This window comes from Bradyrhizobium sp. LeoA1Lang, from assembly GCF_055413685.1.
Map to the genome: position 1 here is coordinate 1 of NZ_JBVAPG010000246.1, position 8,328 is coordinate 8,328.

At 57.2% G+C, this 8,328-nt stretch carries 6 protein-coding genes, 1 pseudogene and 1 other annotated feature; of the genes and pseudogenes, 6 read left to right on the plus strand and 1 reads right to left on the minus strand.

Annotation, left to right across the window (positions count from 1 at the left end; translation table 11 throughout):
* Nucleotides 1–183: 183 nt before the first annotated feature.
* Nucleotides 184–647: pseudogene (locus tag ACZYOF_RS40400) on the minus strand (transposase); the annotation flags it as partial.
* Nucleotides 253–369 (minus strand) — a sequence feature (AL1L pseudoknot). (Overlaps the previous pseudogene by 117 nt.)
* 1,106 nt (nucleotides 648–1,753) lie before the next feature.
* On the opposite strand from ACZYOF_RS40400, the gene ACZYOF_RS40405 reads away from it, so the two are divergent.
* Genes ACZYOF_RS40405 through ACZYOF_RS40430 form a run of 6 tightly spaced genes read left to right on the plus strand, consistent with a single transcriptional unit; the run spans nucleotide 1,754 to nucleotide 8,205 of the window.
* On the plus strand, nucleotides 1,754–3,073 hold the full coding sequence (locus ACZYOF_RS40405) for a lysine N(6)-hydroxylase/L-ornithine N(5)-oxygenase family protein (RefSeq protein ID WP_155255674.1): 1,320 nt from the start codon (nucleotides 1,754–1,756) through the stop codon (nucleotides 3,071–3,073).
* Entirely contained in the window at nucleotides 3,070–4,299 is a 1,230-nt protein-coding gene (locus ACZYOF_RS40410; protein ID WP_051397365.1) for an MFS transporter, read from the plus strand. Before ACZYOF_RS40405 ends, ACZYOF_RS40410 begins: the two co-directional genes overlap by 4 nt.
* A 40-nt stretch (nucleotides 4,300–4,339) precedes the next feature.
* Nucleotides 4,340–5,119: a phytanoyl-CoA dioxygenase family protein gene (locus tag ACZYOF_RS40415; protein ID WP_028169266.1), complete on the plus strand. Its 780-nt coding sequence runs from the start codon at nucleotides 4,340–4,342 to the stop codon at nucleotides 5,117–5,119.
* A 24-nt stretch (nucleotides 5,120–5,143) separates the two neighbouring features.
* Entirely contained in the window at nucleotides 5,144–5,473 is a 330-nt protein-coding gene (locus ACZYOF_RS40420; RefSeq protein ID WP_028169265.1) for a cupin domain-containing protein, read from the plus strand.
* 1 nt (nucleotide 5,474) lies between these two features.
* Nucleotides 5,475–7,052, plus strand: a complete 1,578-nt coding sequence (locus ACZYOF_RS40425; protein WP_028169264.1) for a class I tRNA ligase family protein — start codon at nucleotides 5,475–5,477, stop codon at nucleotides 7,050–7,052.
* Between the two features lie 19 nt (nucleotides 7,053–7,071).
* Nucleotides 7,072–8,205 (plus strand): aminotransferase-like domain-containing protein, encoded by a 1,134-nt coding sequence (locus ACZYOF_RS40430; protein ID WP_394569720.1) that lies wholly within the window; start codon nucleotides 7,072–7,074, stop codon nucleotides 8,203–8,205.
* Nucleotides 8,206–8,328: the final 123 nt, after the last annotated feature.

The window sequence follows — 8,328 nt, forward strand, 5'->3', positions numbered from 1 at the left end:
CTGGCGCGAACGGATGCAGGCCGCGAAGGCTGTGGACATGGTGGACAACGCTGCCGCGTTGACCACATGCCCACAGCAACTGCAGCAGACAGCGTCTCTGGCTGCGTGATAGAAAGGGATCAGGAGCAGTCAGTTTCCAACTAACAAACCGGTTCAAGCGGTCCCGCTCCGCGGGTCCATTTCATCCTGCCTGGCGCGCGCCGACAGCTTGGTCGGATCGCGCCGCTTGGCCACATGGGCGGGGTAGGTCGAAGGGGCGATCGGCAAGACCCTGCAGATCGGCTCGACCCCATACGTCCCACGGTGATCGTCGATGAAGGCGATCATGGCTTGGACCGGCGGTCGAGCTCCGCCGTCGCAAAATAGGCGCTCGCCTTGCGCAGGATCTCATTGGCGTGCCGAAGCTCACGGTTCTTCCCGTTCCAGGGCCTTCAGCTTCTCAGCCATGTCGGTCGGAACGCCTGCCCGCTGTCGACCTCGGCCTTCTTGACCCAGTCATGCAGCGTCTGCGGCGTGCAGCCGATCTTGGCCGCAATCGAGGTCACCGCCGCCCAGCGGGACGGATGCTCGCTCGCGTGATCCAGAACCATCCGAACCGCACGGGCCCGGACCTCGGGTGAAAATCTGTTCGTCGTCTTGCTCGTCATGGCTCCATCCTCTAGGAGCTGGAGCCTCCGGCAAACCCGGGGCGGTTCAAGACCACGCTCGGCCAAGCCTTGAAGGACCTTAGAAACCCGACTGCGGAGCTCGGGCAGTCTGCGCAGAAGCGAGCTACACGTCTGCGTGCGCTGAGTGCGTGGCTTAAAGAAAATGCCAGGGGGACCATAACCTGGCGTGTTAACGGCGCTGGCAAGGAGCAGTTAACGCTGGACAACGATGTGCTAACGTTCCAACGCAAGCCTCCGGTCGCGCGCTGCGGCCGGAGGTTTTTACTAGAACAGGACATGCTTTGAGGCTACTCACGTTTCGAAAGCGCACAAGCCGGTGTGTGCCGCACGTTAGCCAATCAGAAGATCGCCCGCACGGGCGCGTGTCGGCAAGGCTCCGTCACCAGAAACTCCTCGCGCTTGGCGGCGCTGTTTGTTGTTTACGCTCACCGGCCTCTTGGCTAAGCCCAAAAAAGGCCGCCGCAATCAGCCAAAGCGGAACTGTCCACCGCCATTACCTGAGAAACTGCCAACATTGCGGAGCCGAAGATGTCTGCTGCCCGCGTAGTGCGACGCAGCTCTCCTGGTGCGACACCACAGACGAGCGGTCTGCGAGGCCTGAAGGGCTGACAATGCGTGGAAAGATCATGATGGTTTGAGCACTGTCGGCGTAGATGAGCATTCACAGTGTGTTCGTTTCTCAGCCATGGATCCGTGCGCTCGGTATTCCGTATGTGGATGTCCGATTGCCGCCTCAATGTCGTAAATCCGACGGAGCTGCCGGGGCAATTCCGCACGAAATGCTGTAGGTGGGCATGTTCTTCTCGTCCAACGAGGCGCAGTCGAGATTTTGTGGCTGGCACGGCGATTGCTGATGAGCAGAGACCACCGGATGGGTGGGTGAAGATGGTCGCAGCCGGACTTTAGTGTTCCCACGAATGAGAGGTTTCAGCAGACGGCTTGCAAGACGCGCCATTGCGGGCCAAGCCGCTGCCCCATCCCAAGTCACACGAACGTGCTTCAGTAATGAAGCGACGCGCCCGGACCCGAGCAGAATTTACACGAGCGCCAACGTCAAGAACTTACACGAGCTCAAAGAGACTTCTATGGAAATGCTGGACCTCATCGGAATTGGCATCGGCCCATTTAACCTTAGCCTCGCAGCGCTTATTGAACCTACTCCGCTCCGCGCACTTTTCCTGGAGAAGCGAGACGCACTCTTTTGGCATCCAGGCCTTGCGCTGCCGAACAGTCGCCTACAGGTGTCGCCGCTCAAGGATTGCGTGACCCTGGTCGATCCTACTAGCCCATATTCATTCCTCAACTATTTGGCACTGCATGGTCGGCTCTACAGCTTTGTCAACAAGCGCAATGCTTCAACGTCCCGGCGGGAGTTCATTGAGTATTACCGGTGGGTCGCAGGGCGACTGAATACGCTCCGCTTCTCCGAGGAAGTCAAGGATGTTGTTCCTTTTAGGGATGGCTACCGCATCAGCACGAATACAACCACATACTTGGCGCGCGCCGTTGTTGTCGGCGTTGGCGTAGAGCCCAAGATCCCGGCCTGTGCCAGATCTTTGCTATGTGACACCGTCTACCATGCAGCCGACTATCTCGAGCGGCAGCTACCGTATGCAGCCGAGCATGTGCTCGTTGTGGGAGGCGGTCAGAGCGGGGCTGAGATCATCGAGGATATTCTTACTCGTTCTGTATCCACCCAGATCACGTGGGCAACGTCGCGTTCGAACTTGTTTGCCATCGACGACAACAGTTTCGTGAATGAGGCTTACACGCCCGCCTATAGCCGTCGCTTTCACGCTCTACCGCTTCAGCAACGCCGGAACATAGTCGAGGGCGAGATGCTTACGAGCGATGGTATTTCTGTCGATTTGTGCAACCGCCTATATGAAATGCTGTACGAACGCAGCCTGGATGGCACGCTGGCCGACCGATTTCGTGTGTTGTCCAGCGTAGTCGTGAAAGACGTCACGTCCCACAACAAGCGCTGGCGAGTAGATCTAAATGAGATCGCAACGCAGCGAAATAGCTGCATCCTCGTCGATCGTATAGTGCTTGCTACAGGCTTCCAGCCACGTACGCCGCCCTTCTTGCAGGCCCTCCTCGAAGGCGCGTGTATGGAAGACGGCCTGCCCGTACTCGGCCCGGACTACGCAGTCCGCTTCAGTCGGCACATGCCAGGACCAATATATCTACAAAATCAAAGCCGCGTGCAGCACGGATTGCAGAGCGCCAATCTATCTTTGGTCGCGTACCGCAACAGCCTGATTATTAATAGCCTCCTCGGCCGACCGTTCTATTTGAATACATCCGACAGGCAGATGATTGAGGTTTACGCACCTTCGGACACGTCTGAACGAGACGCCGGTGTGGTTGCGATGCCATCAACCCGACTGGGTAGCATATGAACGGCGGTTCGACCTCACCGCTGCGGGGCCGGATTGCGGATGGAACGGCTAAAGCCGCCGACCAGCTTTCAGGCACGCTCGACTACCGCGCCTTTGCACCATTTTTGATTGCCTCCATTATCATTGCAGCAGCTTACGGCACTAGCTTTCTATTGCCGGACTACATGCATGCGCTCGGAACGGATAGTGGAGCCGCGGGTCTTATTATTTCCAGCGGCATGGCTGCCACTCTCGTTTCCTGTTGCTTGGCAGGCTGGCTGGCAAAGCGGATAGGCCTATTGCCCACGTTGACTGTCGCCTCGCTATTTATGGCCTTAGCCATGCTGGCCTTTGCCGGCGCTGCCCTCGATAGGCGAGCGGCGTACGGTGGAGGATTACTGGTGGGCTCTTCTTGGTCAGTGTTCTTCATTCTGGCACCGCTGCAGATCATCCGCCATCTACGTCCCTCAGCACGTATTCAGTATTTGACTGTCTTATCCGGATCACAAATGGCTGGGCTCGGCCTAGCGGCTCCACTTGGTCACTTGCTTGCAAAATACACTGGTTCGCTGGCCACGATTTATGCGGTGCTTGCGATTGCGTGCGTGATCGCAGCCGCCTGCGTAGACCTTACAAGACGCGCGATGTCGAGGCTATCGGCAGTGCCGATGCCGGATGTCGAAATTACACTGGCCGCGACTACGACACTGCTTCAGAAGTGCACAGCACTCCCCATCGCCATGATTGCGATTTCAGCCTGCATGTTCGCGGGGCTGTCCACATATCAGAGCGCGTATTCCGCATCACGTCACTTGAATTCCGATCTGTTCTTTCTCGTTTTTACTGCTACGAGCGTGGTACTACGCTTCTCGGTCGCTCACCTCATGGGCAGCCTGCCGTTACAGCGACTGGCGCTCACGCTCATCCTACTGACCGCTGCGTCTCTGGTGTTGTTCCTTCTCAATGGTGGCAGCACCTCACTCTATATCGCGGCCACCGTCCTCTTTGCCGCCGGCTATGGGTTAAGTTATTCAACCTTGAACACGATAGCCGTCAATCTTGCCGGCGAGCACGGCGTCTCCGTGCCCACTACCTCGCAGATCTTTACGCTCGCATACTTCCTCGGGCTCTTCGGCTTTCCCCTGGTCGGAGGGCAGTTGGTCCGTGGATTCGGCCCTGACGTGATGTTGCTGAGCCTATTGAGCGCGACCGCTCTTAATGCGGTGCTAGCAAGCCGCCTGGGGTAAAGCACAACTGATCCGTCTCATCTTACGAAGGAGCTCACACATGCTGACTGAGGCACAACAATCGAAATGGCATAAGGATGGATATCTTCGATTGGAACAGTTCTTCGATCCAGCCACGCGCGACAAGATTTCTCGTTTCGTTGAGGAAGTCGCACGTTGGGATGTAAGCTCCGACAAGTGGATGTTGTGGTTCGAGAAGACGAGTGACAGCCGCAAGATTATCTCCAAGGCCGAGAACTTCTTAGACTACCATGCCCCTCTACGGGAGGCGCTCCTGGCCGATGGCCGCATTCGTACAGCGGTCGAGACACTCTTGAATGAGGAAACACGGATGTTGAAGGAACTTCTGATCTTCAAGTATCCGGACAGCGGCGGATACCGCCCACATCAGGACATCTATCATATCCCGCACAAGATACCCGAACGCATGGTGCACGCAATTGCATCCATTGCCGTGGACGACTCGGACCCGGGTAACGGTGGGCTTTTCTTCACGCCAGCTCGCCATAAGGAAGGAGTGTTTCCGATGGATGCCGGCGGCGTGATTCGCCCGGAGATCGCCGAAACCTTCACATGGGAGCCGGTGCACTTGAAGGCTGGCGATGCTTTCATTTTCGACGATTATGCGCCCCATTACTCACTGCCAAACAAGAGCGATCGGTCGCGTCGTGCGATTCACTTGGTGTTCCAGCGCGCATCCACTGGAGGTCCGACACGCACCGAATACAACCGCATGAAGCGCGCCTACAACCCACCAGAGGAAGCGGTGGCGGATCTTGAAAACCTGAAGATTCCCAATGGCATATTCTATCGCGACTGATAGCCACGTTTGAGGAAGACCAACGTGTACACGAAGCAGGCCGATCATTCTCTGATGCGAACCGAATACGGCGTTCTGGTCTGGCGCCTTTTGGAGCATCTCCCGGAGGGTCTCAGCCCAGCATTTGGCGCTTCAGTCGTGGAGCTCGCTCCAGGCGATGCGGTCGACCCGCACGATCATCAGGAGCACGAACTTTGGGTGCTGATCTCTGGTCGTGGAGAATTCGAAGTCGACGGTCAGGTCCGTGAGGTTAGCGAAACGACCTTGTGTTACATGTCGCCACATCAGACGCACACTATCCGTAATATCAGCCAAGACAGCGCTCTCAAGTTTATCTCGATTTGGTGGGATTGACGTGCGCACCTATTTTGTCTGTCCCGCGCCGCCTTGCCCTAACGGCAAACTACATCTGGGTCACATCGGCGGCGTGTATTTACTCGCTGATATTTTCGTCCGCTTTCAACGCATGACCGGCCATCGGGCCTACTACATCACTGGCTCAGACGAGCACGGCACATATACGCTCGAAACGGCACGAAAGCTCGGCCAATCCTTTAGCGAGGTCGCAGAACGATACATTCACCAGATCTTACAGTGTTTGCGCGCCGTGCAAATTACTCCCGATGTGTTCGTGCGCACATCTAGCGCGATTCACAAGGAAAATGCGCTAGCTATATTCCGCGAGCTGCAAGGGGCCGGCTACGTCGACGTACGGCAGGGCGTCCAACTGTATTGCGACCATTGCGATGAGCTCGTTACGGACTCGCTCGCAACTGGCCGTTGCCCGGCTTGCTCATCGCCTTGCGACAGCAATCTGTGTGAGAACTGCGGGCTGGCTCTTCAGCACGACACAATCCGTGACGCACGGCACGTCACCTGCGGCCGCGATCTTGTGCTAAGACCCATCACGCAGGCCGTGTTCGACATGCCACGTCTCGCTCGCCCACTGCACGAAGCCATTGGAGAAAGCACATGGCCCGAGCCGATACGCGCCAAGGCGCGCGCTTGGCTACACCGGGAGGTGCGCGGCTTGCCGATGACCCGCCATTTCAGGCACGGTGTGGAGGTAAAACAGCCTGACTCTCTGATCGGCCAAACGCTGCTTACATGGTTTGAGGGCCTCTGGTGCTTCGACACCGGAATTCGCGAGCAATGCGCCCGCGCCGGTCTGGACGCAAACGCGACGTTGCACGACCAGAACACCGAGCTTCTTTTCTTCATGGGGCAAGATAACCGCTTCTATTACACGCTAGGTGTGGCCGGCGCTCTGCTCGCGCGCGGCTACCCAATTCCCAAAAATCACTCCGTCCAGGATTTCTACAAGCTGGAAGGCGAAAAGTTTTCCACCAGTCGTGATCATGCTCTTTGGGCCGATGAAGTGGCGCGCGAGGTGGGGCCAAACGTACTCCGTTATGCACTGGCGCGAGTGGCCAAGCCGTTTGGAACCGACGCAAACGATTTTGACCTCGACGGGCTCATCTCGGCAGCCTCACGCATTCGGGTCTGGGAAGATGCGTTACGCCGGTATGCAGAAAACGCACGCACAGTAGAGAGCACCGAACTGTCCCCGAATTTCCGCCGCTTCGCTGAAGATTACGCCGATGCGGTCACCACACTGCGTTTCTGGGATGCGCTTGATATCATCGACAAGTACTTCGAGCTAGCTGGCTTTGCACATGCAGACGGTTGGACATGGAATGCTGCGCAGATCTCGCTGTTCCTGAGCCTACTCTATCCCGTAGTACCTGAGCTAGCGATGGGCTACGGCCAGCACTACTTTGGCGGTGCGTGGCGGCCGTCCCTCGAGACATCAGCCGTAGCAGCCCAGCCAAAGACGTCGGTGGACTTTCCCCGTTTCAGCGCGCCAATACCCGCAAACTTTGCCGCGGAGTACAATAAGCGCTTTTGCAAAGAACAGATTTGGCAATCATGAAGATCCGAATGACGAAGCCATGAATTCGCGCATCTCAAAACGCAGCGCTGTCGCTCAGGGCTTTGCGCCATTCAACTCCTCAACTGCGAAACATGGTATCAATTTCGGCCACGCGCTGGCCGACCCGGTGATGTTTGCAGAACTGCCGTGGCCAGGCGCGTTTGACGGAGGTACAGGTGTCGCTCCCGCCGATCTGCCGCAGTATACGGATGCGGCGGGTTTGCCCGAACTTCGTACAAAGCTCGCACTGAGGTACGGCGTGCGGCATAACCAAGTTATGCTTACGGGTGGTGCTTCACAGGCTTTACAATTGCTTGCCGATGGCTGGATTGACCCCGGTGACGTGGTCCTGACGGAGGACCCCTCCTACTTGGGCGCACTGCGTACGTTTTCGATCGCGGGTGCAACCGTGGTCCAGCTAGGTCTGGCCGCAGAGGGAGTGGATCTGAACGAAGTCGAGGCAATGCTGCAGACCAATGCCCGGGTGAAGCTTTTCTACACGATGCCAGCATTTCATAATCCAACCGGGCGCCAGATGTCGTGCGACTATGTGGCCAAGTTGGCGGGCCTGCTAGCCCGCAGTGGCGCTCTCTTGGTGCAGGATCTTGTCTATGCTGAGTTGCCCTATAACGGTCCAGTGCATTGGCTGGCGCCAGGCAACAACGTGATCAATGTCCATAGCATCTCAAAAGTTGCCGGACCGGGGCTACGGGTAGGCTGGGTGCTTGCGGAGTCCGACATCATCAACAGGCTTGCGCACCTCAAACCCGACGGCGGCGTAAGTCCGGTTTTGAGTAATGTCGTTTTGGGGTTGTTGCAATCGAGCGCTCTTGACGCGCACATAACACGCTTACGCGAGCACTACCAAGCGAAGCGAGACAGCGTGCATAGGTTGTTGCAGCGCAGCCGGATTTGCGAGCCGGAATATACGGTGCCAAGCGGGGGCTTCTCGTTCTGGGTACGGCTTACCGCGGGTACGGATCCGGAGATGTTTATTGAAGCTGCGAGCCGCGAGCACGACGTGCACCTTATAAATGGTCGCAACTATGGCCCACGAAGTGGCCGTCACGTGCGCCTGTGTTTCAGCTATCTTCCAATATCTCTCATTGAGCAGGGGCTGGAGCGCTTAGGTAATTTGCATGCTAACCTCTAGCAGTCTGCTGAAAAAGCCCTCGTCAGGGGCTGCGATTGATGATTCTATATCGATCATGGATCGTCGGGGGTTCGCATGCGGGGCGCTTTTTCGGATCAGGGCGGATTATTTTCGTACATTACG

Coding starts and splice junctions, on each gene's coding strand:
- ACZYOF_RS40405 (WP_155255674.1), top strand. CDS start 1,754: ATGGAAATGCTGGACCTCATCGGAATTGGCATCGGCCCATTTAACCTT.
- ACZYOF_RS40410 (WP_051397365.1), top strand. CDS start 3,070: ATGAACGGCGGTTCGACCTCACCGCTGCGGGGCCGGATTGCGGATGGA.
- ACZYOF_RS40415 (WP_028169266.1), top strand. CDS start 4,340: ATGCTGACTGAGGCACAACAATCGAAATGGCATAAGGATGGATATCTT.
- ACZYOF_RS40430 (WP_394569720.1), top strand. CDS start 7,072: ATGAATTCGCGCATCTCAAAACGCAGCGCTGTCGCTCAGGGCTTTGCG.